The organism is Janthinobacterium salmonicoloratum, assembly GCF_051380845.1.
GTDB lineage: Bacteria > Pseudomonadota > Gammaproteobacteria > Burkholderiales > Burkholderiaceae_D > Janthinobacterium > Janthinobacterium lividum_F.
This window is the reverse complement of the sequence record NZ_JBNYXV010000001.1, coordinates 2,716,738-2,735,730: the sequence shown is the minus strand read 5'-3', so window position 1 is coordinate 2,735,730 and position 18,993 is coordinate 2,716,738. Positions and strand designations below refer to the sequence as shown.

20 protein-coding genes are annotated in these 18,993 nt (G+C 62.3%); 12 read left to right on the top strand and 8 right to left on the bottom strand.

Features of this window, described 5'->3' with window-relative positions:
* Positions 1 to 17: 17 nt before the first annotated feature.
* On the top strand, positions 18 to 1,073 hold the full coding sequence (locus ACQ4WY_RS12605; protein WP_436504282.1) for an adenosine deaminase family protein: 1,056 nt from the start codon (positions 18 to 20) through the stop codon (positions 1,071 to 1,073).
* 1 nt (position 1,074) lies between these two features.
* On the opposite strand, the gene ACQ4WY_RS12600 is transcribed toward ACQ4WY_RS12605, so the two are convergent.
* Positions 1,075 to 2,457 carry a short-chain fatty acyl-CoA regulator family protein gene (locus ACQ4WY_RS12600; RefSeq protein ID WP_436504281.1) on the bottom strand — a complete coding sequence of 461 codons (1,383 nt, stop codon included), beginning with the start codon at positions 2,455 to 2,457 and terminating at the stop codon, positions 1,075 to 1,077.
* Positions 2,458 to 2,613: 156 nt separating this feature from the next.
* Here ACQ4WY_RS12600 and ACQ4WY_RS12595 point away from each other — a divergent pair, with 156 nt between their 5' ends.
* The 5 genes from ACQ4WY_RS12595 to mmsB are packed head-to-tail and all read left to right on the top strand — an operon-like array spanning position 2,614 to position 8,141.
* The gene (locus ACQ4WY_RS12595) at positions 2,614 to 4,122 is read left to right on the top strand and encodes a CoA-acylating methylmalonate-semialdehyde dehydrogenase (protein ID WP_436504280.1); all 1,509 of its coding nucleotides are present in this window, start codon (positions 2,614 to 2,616) and stop codon (positions 4,120 to 4,122) included.
* Between the two features lie 9 nt (positions 4,123 to 4,131).
* Positions 4,132 to 5,292, top strand: coding sequence for an acyl-CoA dehydrogenase family protein (locus ACQ4WY_RS12590; protein ID WP_436504278.1), 1,161 nt, complete (start codon positions 4,132 to 4,134; stop codon positions 5,290 to 5,292).
* Positions 5,289 to 6,074: an enoyl-CoA hydratase gene (locus ACQ4WY_RS12585; RefSeq protein WP_353659717.1), complete on the top strand. Its 786-nt coding sequence runs from the start codon at positions 5,289 to 5,291 to the stop codon at positions 6,072 to 6,074. The genes ACQ4WY_RS12590 and ACQ4WY_RS12585 overlap by 4 nt, the downstream gene beginning before the upstream one ends.
* The gene (locus ACQ4WY_RS12580; RefSeq protein WP_436504277.1) at positions 6,067 to 7,218 is read left to right on the top strand and encodes an enoyl-CoA hydratase/isomerase family protein; all 1,152 of its coding nucleotides are present in this window, start codon (positions 6,067 to 6,069) and stop codon (positions 7,216 to 7,218) included. The genes ACQ4WY_RS12585 and ACQ4WY_RS12580 overlap by 8 nt, the downstream gene beginning before the upstream one ends.
* Positions 7,185 to 8,141 (top strand): 3-hydroxyisobutyrate dehydrogenase, encoded by a 957-nt coding sequence (mmsB, locus tag ACQ4WY_RS12575; RefSeq protein ID WP_436504276.1) that lies wholly within the window; start codon positions 7,185 to 7,187, stop codon positions 8,139 to 8,141. Before ACQ4WY_RS12580 ends, mmsB begins: the two co-directional genes overlap by 34 nt.
* Positions 8,142 to 8,327: 186 nt before the next feature.
* Here mmsB and ACQ4WY_RS12570 read toward each other — a convergent pair whose 3' ends face one another.
* Both ACQ4WY_RS12570 and ACQ4WY_RS12565 read right to left on the bottom strand, forming a co-directional pair.
* Positions 8,328 to 8,906: a hypothetical protein gene (locus tag ACQ4WY_RS12570; protein ID WP_353659720.1), complete on the bottom strand. Its 579-nt coding sequence runs from the start codon at positions 8,904 to 8,906 to the stop codon at positions 8,328 to 8,330.
* Positions 8,907 to 8,942: 36 nt separating this feature from the next.
* Positions 8,943 to 9,542 (bottom strand): hypothetical protein, encoded by a 600-nt coding sequence (locus tag ACQ4WY_RS12565; protein WP_436504275.1) that lies wholly within the window; start codon positions 9,540 to 9,542, stop codon positions 8,943 to 8,945.
* A 246-nt stretch (positions 9,543 to 9,788) separates the two neighbouring features.
* On the opposite strand from ACQ4WY_RS12565, the gene ACQ4WY_RS12560 reads away from it, so the two are divergent.
* Together ACQ4WY_RS12560 and hrcA are read left to right on the top strand one after the other, a co-directional pair.
* Positions 9,789 to 10,514, top strand: a complete 726-nt coding sequence (locus ACQ4WY_RS12560) for an HAD family hydrolase (RefSeq protein ID WP_436504274.1) — start codon at positions 9,789 to 9,791, stop codon at positions 10,512 to 10,514.
* A 117-nt stretch (positions 10,515 to 10,631) separates the two neighbouring features.
* A complete protein-coding gene (hrcA, locus tag ACQ4WY_RS12555) occupies positions 10,632 to 11,648 on the top strand; it encodes a heat-inducible transcriptional repressor HrcA (RefSeq protein ID WP_034745713.1) in 1,017 nt (338 codons plus the stop codon).
* Between the two features lie 58 nt (positions 11,649 to 11,706).
* On the opposite strand, the gene fur is transcribed toward hrcA, so the two are convergent.
* Positions 11,707 to 12,138, bottom strand: a complete 432-nt coding sequence (gene fur / locus ACQ4WY_RS12550) for a ferric iron uptake transcriptional regulator (RefSeq protein WP_099761922.1) — start codon at positions 12,136 to 12,138, stop codon at positions 11,707 to 11,709.
* Positions 12,139 to 12,332: 194 nt separating this feature from the next.
* On the opposite strand from fur, the gene ACQ4WY_RS12545 reads away from it, so the two are divergent.
* Genes ACQ4WY_RS12545 through ACQ4WY_RS12535 form a run of 3 tightly spaced genes read left to right on the top strand, consistent with a single transcriptional unit; the run spans position 12,333 to position 14,132 of the window.
* The gene (locus tag ACQ4WY_RS12545) at positions 12,333 to 12,968 is read left to right on the top strand and encodes an outer membrane protein assembly factor BamE (RefSeq protein WP_436504444.1); all 636 of its coding nucleotides are present in this window, start codon (positions 12,333 to 12,335) and stop codon (positions 12,966 to 12,968) included.
* A 19-nt stretch (positions 12,969 to 12,987) separates the two neighbouring features.
* Positions 12,988 to 13,797 carry a 4-hydroxy-tetrahydrodipicolinate reductase gene (gene dapB, locus ACQ4WY_RS12540; RefSeq protein WP_436504273.1) on the top strand — a complete coding sequence of 270 codons (810 nt, stop codon included), beginning with the start codon at positions 12,988 to 12,990 and terminating at the stop codon, positions 13,795 to 13,797.
* Positions 13,798 to 13,805: 8 nt separating this feature from the next.
* Positions 13,806 to 14,132 carry a barstar family protein gene (locus ACQ4WY_RS12535; RefSeq protein ID WP_436504272.1) on the top strand — a complete coding sequence of 109 codons (327 nt, stop codon included), beginning with the start codon at positions 13,806 to 13,808 and terminating at the stop codon, positions 14,130 to 14,132.
* Positions 14,133 to 14,186: 54 nt separating this feature from the next.
* Here the strand turns inward: ACQ4WY_RS12535 and ACQ4WY_RS12530 are convergent, their stop codons facing one another.
* Complete coding sequence (locus ACQ4WY_RS12530) at positions 14,187 to 15,446, bottom strand: CaiB/BaiF CoA transferase family protein (protein WP_436504271.1); 1,260 nt, start codon at positions 15,444 to 15,446, stop codon at positions 14,187 to 14,189.
* Positions 15,446 to 16,624: an acyl-CoA dehydrogenase gene (locus ACQ4WY_RS12525; RefSeq protein ID WP_035822683.1), complete on the bottom strand. Its 1,179-nt coding sequence runs from the start codon at positions 16,622 to 16,624 to the stop codon at positions 15,446 to 15,448. The genes ACQ4WY_RS12530 and ACQ4WY_RS12525 overlap by 1 nt, the downstream gene beginning before the upstream one ends.
* Before the next feature lie 159 nt (positions 16,625 to 16,783).
* Here ACQ4WY_RS12525 and ACQ4WY_RS12520 point away from each other — a divergent pair, with 159 nt between their 5' ends.
* On the top strand, positions 16,784 to 17,689 hold the full coding sequence (locus ACQ4WY_RS12520; protein WP_436504270.1) for a LysR substrate-binding domain-containing protein: 906 nt from the start codon (positions 16,784 to 16,786) through the stop codon (positions 17,687 to 17,689).
* Here ACQ4WY_RS12520 and ACQ4WY_RS12515 read toward each other — a convergent pair.
* Together ACQ4WY_RS12515 and ACQ4WY_RS12510 are read right to left on the bottom strand one after the other, a co-directional pair.
* Complete coding sequence (locus ACQ4WY_RS12515; RefSeq protein ID WP_436504269.1) at positions 17,686 to 18,078, bottom strand: VOC family protein; 393 nt, start codon at positions 18,076 to 18,078, stop codon at positions 17,686 to 17,688. The two genes, ACQ4WY_RS12520 and ACQ4WY_RS12515, sit on opposite strands and share 4 nt — an antisense overlap.
* 52 nt (positions 18,079 to 18,130) lie before the next feature.
* Positions 18,131 to 18,874, bottom strand: a complete 744-nt coding sequence (locus tag ACQ4WY_RS12510; protein ID WP_436504267.1) for a DUF6597 domain-containing transcriptional factor — start codon at positions 18,872 to 18,874, stop codon at positions 18,131 to 18,133.
* Positions 18,875 to 18,993: the final 119 nt, after the last annotated feature.

The following is an 18,993-nucleotide window of genomic DNA, read 5'->3' as shown; positions in this document are numbered from 1 at the left end:
ACTACGAAACGAGCTTCATGTCTAATTCACCCCTGAGCATCGAACAGTTTTTACGCGCCATGCCGAAAGTGGAGCTGCATTGCCACCTGTTCGGCACGGTGCGCCAATCGACTTTCCGTGCGCTGGCTGCCAAGACGGGCAATGTCGTCACCCCCGAGGAAATCGACGCGTTCTATACGCGCGGCGACAAGCCCGTCGGCGTGCTGCGCGTGCTGCGCGCGCTCGACGCGCACCTGATCGTCTCGCCGACTGACCTGTATTGCCTCGCCTACGAATACCTGGAAGACGTGCATGGCCACGGCGTGCGCTATGCGGAGTTCTTCTGGAACCCCACCGGCACCGTGCGCGTCTCAGGTATCCGCTACGAATCGGCGCAAGACGCTATCGTTGCGGCCATCCGCGACGCGCAGCGCGACTTTGGCGTGATCGGCCGTTTGATCCCCAGCATTGATCGCGAAGCCAGTCCTGCCGAAGCCGTGCAGATGGTGGAATGGATGAAGGCATACCGCGCGCCGGAAGTCATCGGCATCGGCATCGACTACCGCGAAAACGACCGCCCGCCCGAACTGTTCATCGAAGCCTATCGCGCCGCGCGCGCAGCCGGCTTCAAATGCACGGCGCATGCGGGTGAATTCGGCATGCCGTGGATGAACGTGGAGACCGCCATCGAGCAACTGCAGGTGGACAGGATCGACCATGGCTACACGATTGTCGACAATCCCGCGCTGGCGCAGCGCTGCGTGGAACGTGGCCTGGTATTTACCGTGGTGCCGACCAATTCGTATTATCTGCGCACCCTGGCGCCCGAACGCTGGGCCCTGGACCACCCGATCCGCGCCATGGCCAAGCTGGGCTTGAAACTGCATCCGAACACGGACGACCCGACCCTGCACCACGTGACGCCGACGGGCGCCTGGATGATGATGCGCGAATTCGGCTTTGGCCTCGACGACATGCGCGGCTTCATGTTGAATGGTCTCGATGCGGCCTGGATAGACGACAGCACGCGGCGCGACTGGCGCGTGGAATTCACGCGTGAATTCCACGCCTTGCGCGCAAGAGTCGTCGAGTAAATCAGGCCGACGCCGGTGGCGGTGCCAGCAGCGAGGGAAACGCCCGCTGCGGACATGCCTGCCGTTCGCACACCTTGCAGCCCGTGCCGATGGGCGTGGCGCTGCTCGGGTCGTGCAAATCGAGTCCCTTCGAGTAAATCAGCCGGTGCGCCTGCGAGATGTCGCAACCGAGCGCCACGGCAAAGGTTTTGCCCGGCGCCCGGAAGCCTGGCGACGCCGTACTCACCTGGCGCGCGATCCACAGATAGGTGCAGCCGTCGGGCATGCTGGCCACCTGCGTCAGTACCTGGCCCGGATGGCTGAAGGCGTCATACACGATCCACAGCGGGCACGTGCCGCCCACCCTTGAAAAGTGAAAGTCCGTGGCCGATTGGCGCTTCGAGACATTGCCAGCCCGGTCGACGCGCACGAAGAAGAAGGGCAATCCCGCCGCCTCGGGGCGCTGCATGGTGCTCAAACGGTGGCATACGGCTTCGAAACCCACGCCGAACTGGTGCGCCAGGCGCTCGATATCGTAGGCGCGCGTCTCCGCCGCCTGCAGGAAGCGTTGATACGGCATCAGCAGGGCGCCGGCGAAATAATTGGAAAACGCCAGGCGCGCGCTCGTTTGCGCGGCCGCGCCGGACAATCCCGCCGCTAGCACCAGGGCGTCGATCAGCTCGCTGTGCTCGAGCAGGCTGATTTGCGCCGCCATCTGGAAGGCGCGCTGGCCGCCCGTCAGGGTATCGGGCAGCCACAGGATATGTTGCTGGGCGTCATAGCGGTGCTTGCGCACCATCCCCGCGTCGCCATCGGACAGTTGCACCTGGATGCCGTGGTGTTCCAGCAAGCGGCTTTGCAGCGCATCGAGCGTGCGCAGGGCGGGATCGAATTCGCCCGCCACGAGTTCCGCAGCCCGGTCCAGCTCATCGATATAGTTTTGCCGCCGGTTCAGGTATTCGCGCACTTCCTCGTCCGTGGATGGTGCGGCCGAGCTGGCGCCGCGGCTGCCGTCATCGAGGCGCGCGGCCAACGTGTCAGCCCGTTCCGCCATCACCCGGTAACGCCGCTGCAGCAGCAAGATCGAGCGGGCCAGTTCCGGCATGTTTTCCACCAGCATTTTGAGCTCGGCCATCGAGGTGGGCGGCGCGTCGGGCAATTCGCCGAACACATCGCGCACGTCGGCCACCAGGCTGGCGCTGTCGTGTTCGGAGAAAATTTGCGGATCGACCCCCAGTACTGTGCCGATGCGCAACAGGATCGGCACCGTCAGCGGGCGCTGGTTGCGCTCCATCTGGTTCAGGTAGCTGGGTGAAATGCCCAGGGACTTGGCCAGCGCCACCTGCGTCATGCGCCGTTCTTCGCGCAGGCGCTGCAGGCGCACGCCCATGAAAACCTTTGCCATTGCGTTTCCTCTTCCCGGTTTGTGGAATCTGCAAATTTACAATCTTTGCAGATTAACAGATTCAGCTTTGCATTATCTCGCATTTTCACGCCTTGTTCGCGGCGGCGATTGTGCGAATAATGCAAACAGACCCATACCCACACCAGGAGACACCGAGTGACTACGCAAAACGCAATTCCGACCGTTCCCCTCTTGATCAACGGCGAGTGGGTTGAATCCCAGACCACCGTCTGGCGCGACGTCGTCAACCCCGCCACCCAGGAAGTATTGGCCAAAGTACCGTTCGCCACGCCGGACGAAGTCAATGCCGCCATCGCCTCGGCCCAGCGCGCCTTCAAAACCTGGCGCAAGACGCCGATCGGCGCCCGCGCCCGCATTTTCCTGAAATTGCAGCAGCTGATCCGCGAAAACATGGCCGACCTGGCCGCAACGCTCACCATGGAACAGGGCAAGACCCTGCTCGACGCGGAAGGCGATGTCTTCCGTGGCCTGGAAGTGGTGGAGCACGCCGCCAACATCGGCACCCTGCAAATGGGCGAATACGCACAAAACGTGGCTGGTGGCGTCGATACCTACAGCGTGATGCAGCCGCTGGGCGTGTGCGCCGGCATCACCCCGTTCAATTTCCCCGCCATGATCCCCCTGTGGATGTTTCCGATGGCGATTGCCTGCGGCAATACCTTCGTGCTGAAGCCATCGGAGCAAGATCCGCTGGTGACGGAAAAACTCGTGCGCCTGGCCTTGCAGGCAGGCATCCCGGCTGGCGTGCTGAACGTGATCCACGGCGGCGAAGACGTGGTTAATGCCCTGTGCGACCATCCGGACATCAAGGCCATTTCGTTTGTCGGCTCCAGCAAGGTGGGCACGCATGTGTACCAGCGCGCCAGCCTGAACGGCAAACGCGCGCAATGCATGATGGGTGCCAAGAACCACGCCGTCGTCTTGCCGGATGCTAATAAAGAACAGACCCTGAACCAGCTGCTGGGCGCGGGCTTCGGCGCCGCCGGCCAGCGCTGCATGGCCGCATCGGTGGCCGTGCTGGTGGGCGCAGCGCGCGAGTGGCTGCCAGAACTGTCAGCCAAGGCGCAAACCCTGACGGTCGGCGCGGGCAAGGACAACCCGGACCTGGGCCCCGTCATTTCCTGCGCGGCGAAAGAGCGCGTGTTCAGCCTGGTCGCCAAGGGCATCGAACAGGGCGCCGTACTGACCCTCGATGGGCGCGACGTGAAGGTCGATGGCTATCCGAACGGCAACTTCGTCGGCCCGACCATCTTGTCTGGCGTGAAACCCGGCATGGTTGTGTATGACCAGGAAATCTTTGGCCCCGTCTTGATCGTCGTCGAAGTCGATACCCTGGATGAAGCGATCGCCCTGGTGAACGCGAATCCGAACGGCAATGGCACGGCGCTGTTCACGCAAAGCGGCGCGGCGGCGCGCTACTTCCAGGAAGAAATCGACGTGGGCCAGGTCGGCATCAACGTGCCCATTCCCGTGCCTGTGCCCCTGTTCAGCTTTACGGGGTCGCGCGGCTCGAAACTGGGCGACCTGGGCCCGTTCGGCAAGCAAGTCGTGCTGTTCTACACGCAGACGCAAACGATCACCCAGCGCTGGTTTACGGATGCGGCGTCGGTGGGCAAGGTCAACACCACCATCAGCCTCAAATAAGGAGCTGACATGGACTTTGAACTGAGCGACGAGCAGCGCGAGTTCCAGCAGGCGGCGCGCGCGTTTGCCGAAGGCGAACTGGCGCCGCACGCGGCGCATTGGGATGCGGAATCGATCTTTCCCGTGGAAACCATCGCCAAGGCAGGCGAGATGGGCTTTTGCGGCTTGTACACGCCGCAGCGCTGGGGCGGCCTGGGCTTGAGCCGCCAGGATGCGGCCATCGTCTTCGAGGAGTTGGCGGGCGGTTGTACCTCGACCACGGCCTATATCACGATTCACAACATGGCCACCTGGATGCTGTCGCGCTGGGGACAGGAAGCCCTGTGCGACGAATGGGTACCGGCCCTGGCCGCCGGCCAGAAGCTGGCCAGCTATTGCCTGACGGAACCGCAGTCGGGTTCCGACGCGGCGTCGTTGCGCACGAAAGCCGTCAGGGACGGTGACTTTTACGTACTAGACGGCACGAAAGCCTTTATCTCGGGCGCAGGCCAGACGGACATGCTGATCGTCATGGCGAGAACCGGCGGCGAAGGCGCGGCGGGCATTTCCGCGTTTGCCGTGCCGGCGAATCTGCCCGGCATCGTGTATGGCAAGAAAGAAGAAAAGATGGGCTGGAACAGCCAGCCCACGCGCATCATCAGCTTTGACCAGGTGAAAGTGCCTGTTGGTAACTTGCTGGGCGCGGAAGGCGAAGGCTTTGCCATCGCCATGAAGGGTATCGATGGCGGGCGCATCAATATCGCCGTGTGCTCGGTGGGTACGGCGCAGGCAGCCTTGAGCCGAGCGCAAGCGTACATGAAGGAACGCACGCAGTTCGGCCGCGAGCTGGCGCAATTCCAGGCCTTGCAATTCAAGCTGGCTGACATGCTGACGGAGCTGGTGGCGGCGCGCCAGATGGTGCGCCTGGCGGCCTGGAAACTGGATCAGGAAAGCCCGGACGCCACGGCGTATTGCGCCATGGCCAAACGTTTCGCCACGGATGTGGGCTTCAATGTGGCCAACGATGCGCTGCAGCTGCACGGCGGCTATGGCTACATCCGCGAGTACCCGCTTGAGCGCCACGTGCGCGACACGCGGGTGCACCAGATACTGGAAGGGACGAATGAAATCATGCGCCTGATCGTCGCGCGAGCGATTTTGAAAGATGGCGCCACGGAGACCTTACGATGAGCAAAGTGTATACCAACCTGCTGCTGGAACGCCGTGGCCATACGGCCCTGGTGACCCTCGACAACCCGCCGGCCCACACGTGGACCCTGGCCAGCCTGAACGCGCTGACGCAGCTGGTGGCCGACCTGAATGCCGACCCGGACGTGTATGCGCTGGTGATCACGGGCGGCGGCGCCAAGTTCTTCTCGGCCGGCGCCGACCTGAACGTGTTTGCCGATGGCAACAAGGACACGGCGTTCGCCATGGCCGCCGCCTTTGGCGAGGCCTTCGAAGCGCTGTCCGCGTTTCGCGGCGTCAGCATCGCCGCCATCAATGGCTATGCCATGGGCGGCGGGCTCGAATGCGCGCTGGCCTGCGATATCCGCATTGCCGAGGAGCATGCGCAGATGGCCTTGCCGGAAGCGTCCGTCGGCTTGCTGCCGTGCGCGGGCGGCACGCAGCACTTGCCGTGGCTGGTAGGCGAAGGCTGGGCCAAGCGCATGATACTGTGTGGCGAGCGCGTCGATGCGGCCAAGGCCCTGGCCATCGGCTTGGTCGAGGAAGTCGTGCCAACCGGCAAGGCTGCCGCCACGGCGCTGGCCCTGGCGGCCAAGGTGGCGCGCCAGAGCCCCAGCAGCGTGACGGCGTGCAAGACCCTGATCCAGGGCGCGCGCAGCCATCCGCTCGTCAATTCCCTGCCCGATGAACGCACCCTGTTTCTTGGTCTGTTCGATACGCAAGACCAGAAAGAGGGCGTGCAAGCGTTCCTGGAAAAACGTCCGGCGGAGTGGCGCAATGGCTGAAACCTTGGTTGAAAAAATGGCTGAAACACTGCTTGAAACCGTCAAGATCGAGGAGCGCGACTGTCCCGGCGGCATGAAACTGGGCGTCATCACCCTCGACGCACCGAAATCGCTGCATGCCTTGACCCTGGAAATGATACGCGCCATCGATGGCGCCCTCGTGCGCTGGGCCAGTGACGCGGCCATCGCCTGCGTGGTGCTGCAATCGTCGACCGACAAGGCCTTCTGCGCGGGCGGCGACGTGCGCAGCTTGCGCACTGCCGTCGTCGAGCAGCCGGACCTTGTGCCGAACCCGCAGGCGCTCGCTTTCTTTGCCGAGGAATACCGGCTAGACCACCGCATCCATACGTATGTGAAACCGCTGCTGGTGTGGGGCGGCGGCATTGTCATGGGAGGCGGCTTGGGCCTGATGGCCGGTGCCAGCCACCGCGTGGTCACGGAAAGCACGCGCATCGCCATGCCGGAAATCACGATTGGCCTGTTTCCCGACGTGGGCGGCAGCTGGTTCCTGGGCCGCATGCCGGGGCGTAGCGGCCTGTTCCTGGGCCTGACGGGGGCGCCCTTGAATGCGGCCGACGCCCTGTTCGCGGGCCTCGGTGACTATTTCCTGCGCCAGGAAGAGCGCGCCATGGTGCTCGACGCGCTGGCGCTGGCGCAATGGCAAGCCAGCCCGCCGGCGAATCACCAGCAACTGAACCGCTTGCTGCGCGGCTTCTCGGCCCCGGTGTCCATGCTGCCCGTCTCCGAAGTGCGCGCCAACTTCGATGCCATCGCCGCCTTGACGCAAGCGCCTACCTTGCCCGAAGTGGTGGCCGCCATTGCCGCGTATGACGGCGAGTCGGCCTGGCTGCAAAAGGCCGCCCACTCGCTGGACAAGGGCGCGCCCAGCTCGGCGGCCCTGGTGTGGGCCATGCGCGAACGCACTCGTCATCTGAGCCTGGCGCAAGTGTTCCAGCTGGAATTGATTGTGGCCGTGCAATGCTGCGCCCATGCCGATTTCAGGGAAGGCGTGCGCGCCTTGCTGATCGACAAGGACAACGCGCCGCAGTGGCAGCCGGCCAGCCTGGCCGACGTCAGCGTCACATATCTTGATGAATATTTTGTTGCGCCGTGGAGTACGCATCCGCTGGCCGACTTACATTAAAAGAATACCAGGAGACACATATGCAACATATCGCTTTTATCGGCCTGGGCAACATGGGCGCGCCGATGGCCCGCAACCTGGTGGCCGCCGGCTTCCACGTTTCCGTGTTCGACCTGACGCCAGCGGCAGTGGCGTCCCTCGTCGAGGCAGGCGCCACGGCGGCCGCCTCCGCCAGCGCGGCCGTACAGACGGCCGACGCCGTCATCACCATGTTGCCAGCCAACAAGCACGTGCAGGAGCTGTATCTGGCCGAAGGCGGTGTGCTTGATTCGGCCAAGCCGGGCGCCCTGTTTATCGATTGCAGCACCATCGCCGCCGACGTGGCGCGGCAAGTGGCGCAGGCGGCCAGCGCGCGGGGTTTTGCCATGATCGATGCGCCTGTCTCGGGTGGTACGGCGGGCGCGGCGGCCGGCACCCTGACCTTCATCGTCGGCGGTAGCGAAGCGGCCTTGCAGCAGGCGCGTCCTTTGCTGGAAAAGATGGGCAAGAACATTTTCCATGCAGGCGAGGCGGGCGCGGGCCAGGTGGCGAAGATTTGCAACAACATGCTGCTGGGGATTTTGATGGCGGGTACGGCCGAGGCACTGAACCTGGGCGTGGCGCATGGCCTCGACCCGAAAGTGTTGTCTGACATCATGGCCAAGAGTTCAGGCCGCAACTGGACCCTGGAAGTGTATAACCCGTGGCCGGGTGTCATGGAGGGCACGCCCGCGTCGCGCAACTATAGCGGCGGCTTCGGCACGGCGCTGATGCTGAAAGACCTGGGCCTGGCGCAGCAGTCGGCCTTGTCGGCAAACGCGCCCACGCCCTTGGGCGGCCTGGTGCGTCAGCTGTACCAGATGCATGCGCAAGCCGGTTATGCCCAGCAGGATTTCTCCAGCATCGTGCAGATGCTGCAACCGAGCTTGAACAAGCCGGCCTGAGGAATTTTGGGCAAAAAAAAGCCCGCTGGTAAAAGCGGGCTAAATCCAATTCTTGGAAGAGTTGGAGGAGACAGATGCATTATGCTGCATCGCCACATATAACTCCAATTTATCTTTGGAATATCAACTATATATTTCTGTGATAACTCTTCCTGGCAGCCGCGCAGCGGCTGCCGTTCCTGCAACTCAGGCCGGATTGCAGGCGATCTTCACCGTCGTCACATTCGCTTCGCCCATGGTGCCGCCGCCTGTGCCCGGCTGTACAACGCACAGCAGACCCTTAGGCTGGGTGGAGACGCTGATGGCATAGGTGTCGCCATAGGCGACAGAGCCTATGGTAAAGGTCGTGGCGTCCTTGGCCACCGTTGTTGTTGCACTACCGTTAATCAGCACCAGGCCGTCCACGGTCAGGCCGGAAACCGTGCCGCCCACGCTATACGTGTTTTTTGAACAAGAAACAGCGGCGCTGATGTTGATGTAATGACCAGCCGATCCGGAACCACCACTGATGCCGCAAGTCATGTGGGCAGGCTGAGTTTGCACGGTGATGTTGTAGTCGGTGCCATAGTCGATGCGCTTTTTAAAGGTAAACTCGGTCTTTCCGGATGGAACCGGGAGGGGCTCGCCGCCATTGGCCAGGATCAGGCCGTCGGTGTTCAAGTTGCTGATGGTGCCGCCGACCTCGTACGAGGCCTTGCCGCCGCAAGCGGCCAGTCCCAGGGTCAGCAGCAGCGCGGCGAGTGGGCGCAAGCAGGATAACTTCATGTATTTCTCCAAAAAATAGGTGACGAATCGCAAGGATTACTGCGGCGTGCAGTCAAGTGTGGCGGCGGTCGTGGCGGCAGAACCCATCGTGCCGACCGTATCGCTGCCGTCGGCACTCTTTGAACCCTGGAAGCGGCACGTCAGGCCCGTTGGCTGAGTCAGTATGGAAATACCGTATGCGGCGCCGTCAGCAACGCTTGTGAATTCGTAGGAGCTGACGCCAGCCAGTGGGCTGGTGCCGTTGGGACCCATCACCAGGCGCAAGCCGCCAGCGGTCAGGCCCGTGATCGTGCCGCTCAGCGGGTAGGAATTCGTCTTGCAGCTCACCGCGGCCGTGGTCACGGAGTAGCTCGATGCCTTGCCAACGCCATTGATCATGGTGCAAACGGCGCCCTTGGGCTGTTGCGCGATGGTGATATCGTAGCGGTCATCGTTCTTGACCAGCTTGGTGAAAACAACGGTGGACAGGCCCGCAGTAACCGGCAAGCGTTCCCCGTCATTCAAGAGAATCAGGCCATCCTTGGCCAGGCCGCTGACTTGGACTTGCAGATACAGGTTGCCGCCGCTGCCGCCGCAGGCTGCCAGTGTGGCGGCGCAAGCCGCCGCCAGCATCGAGCGCAGGTACAAATTTTTCATACATTCTCCAAAACGAATTAGGTTGGGTAGCGCAACGCGGACGCTGGCGCCGCATTGGAATGGCGCCTATTTTAGTCTATCTGGCAAGCTGGATGATCTTGCCTTGTATCACCCTGTAACAATTTTTCGCCGGGAAGCGCTGGCCCGGCCCCATTTCAGGGAGGCGCAGCCATGCCGACGGCGGCGATCGGTGCGACAATAGATGCACCCTGCGCACCGTGACGCAGCATCCCATTGATGAGTCCCATGTCCCTTGCCCCTGTCAAACCCGCCGTGCCGCCCAAGGCCATCCTGTTCGATCTCGACGATACCTTGTGGCCCATCGCGCCCGTGATTGCCGCCGCGGAAACCCTGCTGCACGACTGGCTGGCCACGCATGCGCCCAAGGTGGCGCAGCAGTTTTCCATCGAGGTGCTGCGCCAGCACCGTCTGGCCATGCTCAATGCGCAGCCGCATTTCCATGGCAACCTGATCGAGTTGCGCCGCGCGGGCTTGTTGGCCGCCTTCGAGGCTGCCGGCGAGGATGCCGCCCTGGTCGACGGGGCTATCCTGCAATTCCTGGCCGCACGCAACCGCGTCCAGCCGTATGACGACGTCTTGCCTGGCCTGGCCTGGATGCGCCAGCGCATGTTGGTCGGCTCGATCTCAAATGGCAATGCGGACCTTGAAATTATCGGCCTGGCGCAGCATTTCAAGGTATCGATTGCTGCCAGTGATTTTGGCGTGGCCAAGCCCGACGCCAGCATCTTCCTGGCCGCTTGCGCCGCGCTGGATGTGGCGCCCCATGAAGCCGTATATGTCGGTGACGACTTGTATTTCGACGTGACGGGAGCGCAGGGGGCGGGCATGCGTGCCGTCTGGATGAACCGCAAAGGCAGCGACGCGCACCTGGCCGCTGGTGTGCAGCCCGACGCCATCTGCGCCAACTTCGACGAGTTGCTGTTGTGGTTGCAGCAGCAACTGGAAGATTGATCGCCGCCGGACGGGCGAACGTGCATAATAGGTTCTGTTGATGCACGTTCGGCCGCTTTCGTTGCCGCTTGCTTAACAATATGCTTGTTTAAAGAATATTTGCTTACCTAAGACACCATGCAACTCGATACACGTGCCCAAACACTGCTGAAAGCCCTGGTCGAGCGATATATCGCCGACGGCCTGCCGGTCGGTTCGCGCGCCTTGTCGAAAATTTCCGGCCTGGATTTGTCGCCGGCCACGATCCGCAACATCATGGCCGACCTGGAAGAGCTCGGTTATGTGTCCAGCCCGCACACCTCGGCCGGACGCATACCGACACCGCGCGGCTACCGCATCTTTGTCGATACCTTGCTGACCGTCAGGCATCTGGACGAGCACCTGGTGGAGTCGCGCATGCGTCTGCAGACGCCGCAACCGCAAAAAACCATCGCCAACGCGGCGCAGATGCTGTCGTCGCTGTCGCAGTTTGCCGGTGTCGTGCTCAGTCCGCGCCGCGAATCCGTGTTCCAGCAAATTGAATTCCTGCGCTTGTCCGAAAAGCGCATCCTGCTCGTCATCGTCGCCCCCGGCGGCGACGTGCAGAACCGTTTATTGCTGACGGAGGCCGACTATACGCCGGCGCAGCTGGTGCAATCGGCCAATTACATCAACCAGAATTATGGCGGCCTGTCCTTCGATGCCGTACGCGTGCGCCTGCAGGGCGAATTGCGCCAGTTGCGCGACGATATGGGCAGCCTGATGCAGGCGGCCGTGGAAGCGGGCAGTGAAGCGATGGCCGACCATAGCGATGACATGGTGATTTCCGGCGAGCGCAACTTGCTCAGCGTGAGTGATCTGTCATCGAATATGCATTCGCTGCGCCAGATGTTCGACATGTTCGAGCAAAAAACGGGCTTGATGCAACTGCTCGACGTGTCGAGCAAGGCAACGGGCGTGCAGATATTCATCGGCGGCGAATCGAACCTGGTGCCGATGGATGAGATGAGCGTGGTGACGGCGCCGTATGAAGTCAACGGCAAGATCGTGGGAACATTGGGAGTGATCGGACCGACGCGCATGGCTTACGAGCGCGTCATCCCGATCGTCGATATCACGGCTAAATTATTGTCCAGCGCACTCAGCCATCATTGAGCGTGATGCCTGCCGCGCCAGCCGTCCCATGGGAACGGCCGGCGGAATGTGTCAGACGTCAGGCTGTTTTGTGCGGGCAAGCCGTCTTGATGCAGTTGCCGTAGATGGCCAAGGCGTGTTCGGCGATCTTGAAGCCGCGTTCTTCGGCTACTTTTTGCTGGCGGATTTCGATTTCTTCGTCGAAGAATTCTTCGACCCGGCCACAGTCGAGGCACACCAGGTGATCGTGGTGGGAGCCTTCGTTGAGCTCGAAAATCGCCTTGCCGGTTTCAAAATGGTTGCGGTTGAGCAAGCCTGCCTGTTCGAATTGCGTCAGAACGCGATAGACAGTTGCTAAACCGACATCCATATTGTCGGCCAGCAGAATCTTGTAGACGTCTTCCGCGGTCAGGTGGCGTACCGGGCTACTCTGGAAGATATCGAGTATCTTCAGCCGTGGCAGGGTGGCTTTCAGGCCGCTTGCCTTGAGATCACTAGGATTGTTACTCATGTTTGTTGCTCGTATGTGGGTCAGGTGCTTTATCATATAGCGTTTTGTCGGGGAGTGCCAAAATATGCTTTTTTGGCGGGCCGGTCACTCCTGGCGTTTTGTTCATCCAATTGAGGTCATTTATGCGCGTAACACCGGCTGTATTGCCATCTCTCTGGCACCGTATTTCATTTCGAGCACCAGTCGTGGCAGGCATGGTCTGTGTCGCGCTGGCCATGTCCGGCTGCGCCAGCCGTGGCATCCTTGGCGAAAAGCCGGCAGCGAGCCAAAAAGAAGGCAAGGAACTGGTTCCCGAACAGGGCGCACAAACGACCACCATTACGCCGCTGCAAAAATTCATGTGGTTTTTCTCGCCGTACCGTCCTGACATTCAACAAGGCAACTTTGTCTCCGAAGAGATGCTGGCCCAGTTGAAAGTAGGCATGACGCGCGACCAGGTGCGTTTCGTCCTCGGCACCTCGCTGCTGACCGATATCTTCCATGCCGACCGCTGGGATTACCCATTCCGCCTGGCCCGGGGCAGTGGCGAAACCACCAGCAGCCGCGTGGTTGTGTACTTCGGCAAGGATGGCAAGGTTGAACGTTTCGAAGGCGGCAACTTGCCGACGGAGAAAGAATACATCGACCGCATTGCCGGTCCGTCGCCGTTTGCCAAGGTTGCCAAGGCCGATGTGCCTGCCGCCGTCGTTCCATCGCCCGTGGCGCCGAGCGCCGTGCCGGTGCCAGCCGATGCCGCACCAGCCATCCCTGTTAGCAAGCCTGACGTTGCACCAGCACCCGCAACGGCGCCTGCCGCCGAGCCTGTACCCGCTGCCGAACCCACCAAATAAGTTGTTGTAAGAGAATAAAATGACTGAACTGAAAATTGCCATCGCTGGCGCCAGCGGCCGCATGGGCCATATCCTGATCGAAGCGGTCAGCAATGCGCCTGACGCCGTGCTGGCCGGCGCGCTCGACCGTGTTGGTTCGCCTTCCGTCGGCCAGGATGCCGCCGCTTTTCTCGGCAAGCCTGCCAGCGTGCTGATCGAATCCGATCTGGCCACCGGCCTGGCCGGCGCCGATTACCTGATCGACTTCACGCGTCCAGAAGGCACTTTGCAGCACCTGGCGTATTGCGCCGAGCACGGCATCAAGATGATCATCGGCACTACCGGTTTCGATGACGCGGGCAAGGCTGCCATTGCGGCCGCCGCCGAAAAGACGGCCATCATGTTCGCGCCGAACATGAGCGTGGGCGTGAACGTCACCATGAAGCTGCTGGAACTGGCCGCGAAAAGCCTGTCCGAAGGCTACGACATCGAGATTATCGAAGCGCATCACCGCCACAAGGTCGACGCGCCGTCGGGCACCGCCCTGCAAATGGGTGAAGTGGTGGCCGGCGCCCTGGGCCGCGACTTGAAGGAATGCGCCGTGTACGGCCGCGAAGGCGTGACGGGTGAACGCGACCCGTCGACCATCGGCTTTGCCACCATCCGCGGCGGCGATATCGTCGGCGACCATACGGTGTTGTTTGCCGGCATCGGCGAGCGCATCGAGATCAGCCACAAGTCGAGCAGCCGCGTCACCTACGCCCACGGCGCCCTGCGCGCCGCGCGTTTCCTGGCCGACAAGCCGACCGGCCTGTTCGACATGCAGGATGTGCTGTCGCTGAAGAACTGAGGAAGACCATGGCCACTGCCATCCTGAATGGAAAAGACATCACCGACGAAGCGAGCTTTCACGCGCAATGCGTGCAATCCTTCGGTTTCCCCGCGTTTTACGGCAACAACATGGATGCCTGGGTCGATTGCCTCAGTTATCTGCGCGACGATGAAAACATGACGCAATTCCGTTTGAAGCCGAACGAAGTGCTGGACATCGTCGTGCAGGATGCGGAGGCAATGAAGGCGCAAGTGCCGGACTTGCTGGAAGAAATCACCTTCTGTATCGCCGGCATCAATGAGCGCTACGAAGACTATGGCGAAAAGCCGGCGCTGAAACTGGTGCTGAAATAAGGCTGAAGACATAAAAAAACGCCGGACAGTTTTGCAACTGCCCGGCGTTTTTCTTTAGACGACCTTGCGTTCGCGCAAGCCGTCGATCTGGCCGCTATCGAGCCCCAGCCACTGCTGCAGCACTTCCTGCGTATGCTGGCCCAGTAACGGTGGCGGCAAGCGGTATTGCACTGGCGAGCCGGACAGGCGCACGGGATTGGCCACCAGCGCCACCGTGCCCGCCGTCGGATGCGGCATTTCCACTTTCAAGCCACGCGCGATCACTTGCGGGTCGGCAAAGACCTGGTCGATGCGGTTGACGGGGCCGCACGGCACGGCTTGCGCCTCGAAGGCGCTGATCCACTCGGCCGTCGTGCGCATGACCGTGGTCTGGCGCATCAAGGGGATCAAGATCGCCCGGTGTGCCACGCGCTGCGGATTGCTCATGAAACGCTCGTCCTGCGCCCATTCCGGGTGACCGGCGATGGCGCAAAAGCGCGAAAACTGCCCATCGTTGCCGATCGCCAAAATCATGTCGCCATCGGCCGTCGGAAAGTCTTGATATGGAACAATGTTCGGATGCGCATTGCCCATGCGCTGGGGAACTTTTCCCCCGCACAAGTAGTTGGCTGCCTGGTTGCCCAGCGCCGCCACTTGTACGTCGAGCAAGGCCAGGTCGATATGCTGGCCCAGGCCCGAGCGTTCCCGTTCGGCCAGCGCCGCCTGCACGGCGATGGTGGCATACAGGCCCGTCAGGATGTCCGTCTGCGCCACGCCCACTTTTTGCGGCCCGGCGCCTGGCTGGCCATCGGGCACGCCCGTGATGCTCATCAGGCCGCCCATGCCCTGGATCAGAAAGTCATAGCCTGCGCGCGCCGCGTACGGCCCGTCCTGGCCAAAGCCCGTGATGGAGCAATAGACGAGGCGCGGGTTGAGTGCCAGCAAGCTGGCCGCGTCTAAACCGTATTGCTTCAAGCCGTCCAGCTTGAAATTTTCCAGCAAGACATCCGCTTCGGCAGCCAGCTGGCGCACCAGCGCCTGGCCTTCAGGGGCGGCCAGGTCGATGCACAGCGAGCGCTTGTTGCGGTTGGCGCACTGGAAGTAGGCGGCCTCGGCCGTATCGCGGCCATCTTCATCTTTCAGATACGGCGGGCCCCACGAGCGCGTGTCGTCGCCGCGGCCAGGCTGTTCAACCTTGACCACGTCGGCACCGAGGTCGGCCAGCATTTGCCCGGCCCACGGGCCGGCCAGCACGCGCGACAGGTCCAGCACGCGCAAGCCGGTCAACGGCGCGGGCCGCAGGGTGGAGGCGAAGGTGGAAGCCAAGGCGTCCATTAGTTGAACGCGGCGATGCCGGTGATGGCGCGGCCGATGATCAGCGCGTGCACATCGTGCGTGCCTTCATAGGTGTTGACCACTTCCAGGTTGACCAGGTGACGGATCACGCCGAACTCGTCGGAAATGCCGTTGCCGCCCATCATGTCGCGCGCCACGCGGGCGATGTCGAGCGCCTTGCCGCAGCTGTTGCGTTTCATGATCGAGGTGATTTCCACGGCAGGCGAACCTTCATCCTTCATGCGGCCCAGGCGCAAGCAGCCCTGCAAGCCCATGGTGATTTCCGTCAACATGTCGGCCAGTTTCTTTTGCACCAACTGGTTCGCAGCGAGAGGACGGCCGAACTGCTGGCGGTCCATCGTGTACTGGCGTGCCTTCAGGTAGCAGTCTTCGGCCGCGCCCAGCGCGCCCCAGGCGATGCCGTAGCGGGCGCTGTTCAGGCAAGTGAACGGGCCTTTCAAGCCGCGCACGTCGGGGAAGGCGTTTTCTTCCGGGCAAAATACTTCGTCCATGACGATTTCACCCGTGATGCTGGTGCGCAAGCCGACTTTACCGTGGATCTCGGGCGCCGACAGGCCTTTCCAGCCTTTTTCCAGCACGAAACCGCGGATCGCGCCTTCATCATCCTTGGCCCAGACGACGAACACGTCGGCGATGGGGCTATTGGTGATCCACATCTTGGCGCCGGACAGGCTGTAACCGCCAGGCACCTTGCGCGCGCGCGTGACCATGCTGCCAGGGTCTGAGCCATGGTTTGGTTCCGTCAGGCCGAAGCAGCCGATGAATTCGCCCGTTGCCAGTTTCGGCAGGTACTTCTGTTTGGTTTCCTCGTTGCCGAAGGCGTTGATCGGCACCATTACCAGCGACGATTGCACGCTCATCATCGAGCGGTAGCCCGAATCGACGCGCTCGACTTCGCGCGCGGCCAGGCCATAGCAAACATAGTTCAGGCCGGCGCCGCCGTATTCTTCGGGAATGGTGGTGCCCAGCAAGCCCAGTTCGCCCATTTCGCGGAAGATGGCGGCATCCGTGCGGCCATGGCGGAACGATTCGAGTACGCGCGGCACCAGGCTGCCCTGGCAATAGTCGCGGGCCGCTTCCAGCACGGCGCGTTCGTCGCCCGTCAGTTGTTCTTCCAGCAGCAGGGGGGAATTCCAGTCGAATACGGTTTTGCTCATCACAGGCCTCGCAGGTGAGCGCCGGTGATCGGCGCAAGATTGAATATGGCTCATGGTAGGTTTTTGCCTAGCCTTGCGCAAACGATTTTTTCGCACCCAGACATGCGTGTTACGCATATCTTGCGGCATACTAGGATACTTTCACCGGCCGGATACCCCATGTCACGCAAAATTCCCATGCTGCAGGCGCTCAATTGTTTCGAGGCGGCCGCGCGGCACCAGAGTTATACGCACGCGGCGCGCGAACTGTCGCTGACGCAAAGCGCCGTGTCGCGGCAGATTTCATCTTTAGAAACTTTTCTTGGCGTGCAATTGTTTCAGCGCACACGTCACGGCGTGTTGCTGACCAGCGCCGGCGCCGCGTATGCGCGGCAGATCGCGGCCCGCCTCGATGGCCTGGAGCGCGACACGCTCGACACCATGGCGCGCCAGGGCGGCGGCGGCGCCTTGCAGATCGCTTCCGTGCCCACGTTTGCCACGCGCTGGCTGATGCCACGGCTGTCTTCGCTGGCGGGCTTGCACCCCGACATCGTCGTGCATATCGATGCCTACACGAAACCGTTCATGTTTGCCGATACGGAATACGACGGCGCCCTGTACGCGGGCACGCCCGAGCAGCTGGCGCGCTGGCCCGGCACGCGCGCGACCTTGCTCATGCATGAAGAAATCGTGCCCGTCGCCAGCCCCCGCCTGCTGGCGGCGCACAGCCAGTGGCAGCCGCAGGATTTATTGGAACTGACCTTGCTGCAACAAAGTACGCGCCCGGGCGCCTGGCGCCAGTGGTTTGACGCCATGCAGGTCGAGGGAGAGGGGCGCGATGGGGCGCATTACGGCGCCCGCTATGAACTGTTTTCCATGCTGGCCATGGCGGCCGTGCAAGGGCAAGGCGTGGTCTTGCTGCCGCGCATGCTGGTCGAAGCGGAACTGGCGCGTGGCGAACTGCGGATCGCCTGCGAGCGCCCACTGCGCGGGCAGCGGGCGTATTACCTGATCACGCCAGAAACGGCGCATGAAAAGACGGCCTTGCAGCAATTGCGCGCATGGCTGCAAGGCGAAGCCGCTTAGAGAACCTTGGCGGTATCGAAATGGGGATTGTCGATGAAGCCGATCTGGTTGCCGAACGGGTCGAGCAATTCCACCGTGCGGATGCCGTCGCCCACGTCCGTGATCGGGTGATGCAGGCTGCCGCCCAGCGCAACGACGCGCTCGACTTCCTGCTCGATGCCGTCCACGCCCCAGTACGTCACGCTGCCCTGCGTACCCGGTTCGCCACCGGGCATCAGCCCAAGCTCGAAGCCGCCGATGGCAAAGCCGACATAAAACGGCTGGTCGAAATAGGGCGTGGTATTGAACACCTGGCTGTACCAGGCCTTGGCCTTGTCCAGGTCGGGGACGGGATAGGTGACGGTACGTAAACCCTTGATCATGTTCTGCTCCTGTTGGTTAAAATGCATGGCGCCATCATGCCACCGGCGCGCGCCGCGCGATTGGAAAAATGGAAGGTGCTCAAGCGCGCCGGCCCGTCAGCCACGCCTCGGGCGAACTGCGGGCGAAATCCTGGAAGTCGTGGATCAGGTGTGACTGGTCGAAATAGCCAAATTGCAAGGCGACTTGCGCCCAGTCCGGCTGTCCCGCCAGGCTTGTCAGCCCCTGGCTGGTGGCGCGAAAACGGCAGATGCGGGCAAACAGCTTCGGGCTGATGCCGACTTGCTGGCGAAATTGCAGCGCCAGGTGCTGGCGCGATACGCCCAGTTGCCGCGCCAGGCCATCCACGCGCACCTGGCCGGATGCTGCTTCGATGGCCGCGATGGCGTAGTCGGCCGCGCCCGCCTGGCGCCGTGGCGGCGCTGTGCGCAGGCGCAGCAGCAGATAATCCTGCAAGATGGCGATGCGTTGCAGGCTGGACAAGGGCTCGCTCCACAGGGCGTCACCCAGGCGCGCCGCCAGTTCGCGGCCCCACAATTGCTGCAATCCCGTGCGGCCATCGCTGAGTTCGCACAAGGGCAGCTGGAAGAAACGGGCCGCCGCACCCGGCTTGAAGCGGGCCGCCACCGTCTGCACCAGCCCCTGGCTGACGACGGCAATGGGCGCCGTCATCATGCCCACGGCAAAGCTTGCATCTTGCTGGTCCTGGCACAGGATGTCGATGCAATTGTCCGGCAAGACTTGGTGCGTCAGGGGCGTGGCGCCCGTCTGCACGCGGCAGGTCCAGACGCAGTCCAGCCACGGCCGCAGGGCGGGGATGGGCATATATTCCTGGTAGACGATCATGGCCGGTTTTGATGCAAAGAACAAGATTGCGTATATATTACACAGCAAAATTGTGCGCCGGCCAAAATATGCCAGCCCGGGCCGCCAGCGCGCCACGC